1 protein-coding gene is annotated in these 1,473 nt (G+C 60.7%); it reads right to left on the reverse strand.

Annotated features, from left to right (window positions below; all coding sequences use genetic code 11):
* Nucleotides 1-382: 382 nt before the first annotated feature.
* Complete coding sequence (locus tag M9H71_RS25045) at nucleotides 383-511, reverse strand: hypothetical protein (protein WP_455407567.1); 129 nt, start codon at nucleotides 509-511, stop codon at nucleotides 383-385.
* Nucleotides 512-1,473 lie beyond the last annotated feature (962 nt).

The raw sequence follows: 1,473 nt of genomic DNA on the forward strand, positions 1-1,473 counted from the left end.
CCAACGCTCTTTAATATTTCACCACCCCCCCGAATCACCGTCCCACCCCTGCGGGTCGGCGAATTGGGACGAGAGACCGCGCGAGCTGTCCCACCACCGCCCCCCCCCCCCGGAGGACGTCTGGAAGCGGCCGGAGCCGCCGGTAGGATCCCCCGGGCTGTGCACGCGCATATCAGCGGCGCGGCGGTGCTCAACAGCGACGGCGCCTACTACAAGGACAGCTGAGCCGGGCGCCCACTTGGGTCCCCTTCCCCGCTATGATTGGCGATCAAAAGCGATACGGGATGCAACCACACCGACGGATTCGGTACCCGGTTCTCATTCCGGGTTTTCGCGCGCGGACGCGAAGCGCCGAGCCACGTGCTGACCGGCCGGCGCTGTCCTAGAGGTCCAGCATCGCGATCTTGCTGACGATGTCGGCCGCAGACGTCGCCTTCAGCTTTCGGCGCGTGCTGATCGCGGGAATTGCAAGACCTACATCAAGAGAATGAAGGTCGGCGAGTTCGATCACAGCGAACTAGAACACGATGGAAGGGGGTATTCAACGGACGTCGTACAGTTTCTCAGTCCGCAAACGCATGGCTATCTGGACAATCGTTTCGAACATCCGGATTCTTGATTCAAAGCTTTGGAAACTCGTTACTACGATCCGACCGCTGATAAGGAGCTTTTGCGCGTTCGAACGACGAGTCCGAAATGCTGATCGCGGTATTGTAGCCGCAGATCACCACCCTCTCGGGTTTTCCTGCGTTTCCGGCAGCGCGATATCGGACGAGAGAGCGGGCACATGCGTTGCGGAGAACGCAATGACAGTTGCGCAATTTCGATTCAAAGATCGGCAACGGCGATTCAAAGCCAAACATCTTCGATTCAGACTTCAATATCCTGGTTGCAGAACTCGATATTTTCGATTCAGCCGCACGGCAGGTCGGACCGGCACGAGGACGAACGTGTTGGTGCACAGCCTTTCAGATGAACGTGACCATCTGGTTTCTTTGGGAGCCTCTCCCGGGACGAAGCCCGATCCGGATCGCCGTTGCCGTTGCTGTTGTTGGGAAGTTCCGCTGGAGATCAGCTAGCCATCCTCTCGGCGGCGCGCGCTCTGCGCCTCTTCAGAGAACTCGGGGCGGTTCGTCGGTTCGGCAGCGCCGCGGATGGCTCGCTGGTTGTCGGCTCGCAGGTGATGCGCGGTCGCCGGCTCCGTGCCCATCGCTCGACATCGATCCGGTAGATCCTCCGTCGGCGAGTTTGTGCCTTGCAAGATGGCGTCCCAGACTTCCATGGCCGGACATCCATCCCGCGAGTGAGTGCGGGAGCAGCCGGATTGGAGCGAGGAGGAATGATGCCTAAGGATACCAAGAGCCGTCGAGCGGCGCAGGCAACCTATCAGCGTGCCTATCGGCTTCAGCAGAAGGCGCTGCGCAAGCCGTCGCGGGACGACGTCGCCCGGGTAGCGCTGCATCTTGCGATCAG

The organism is Rhodopseudomonas parapalustris (assembly GCF_053772255.1).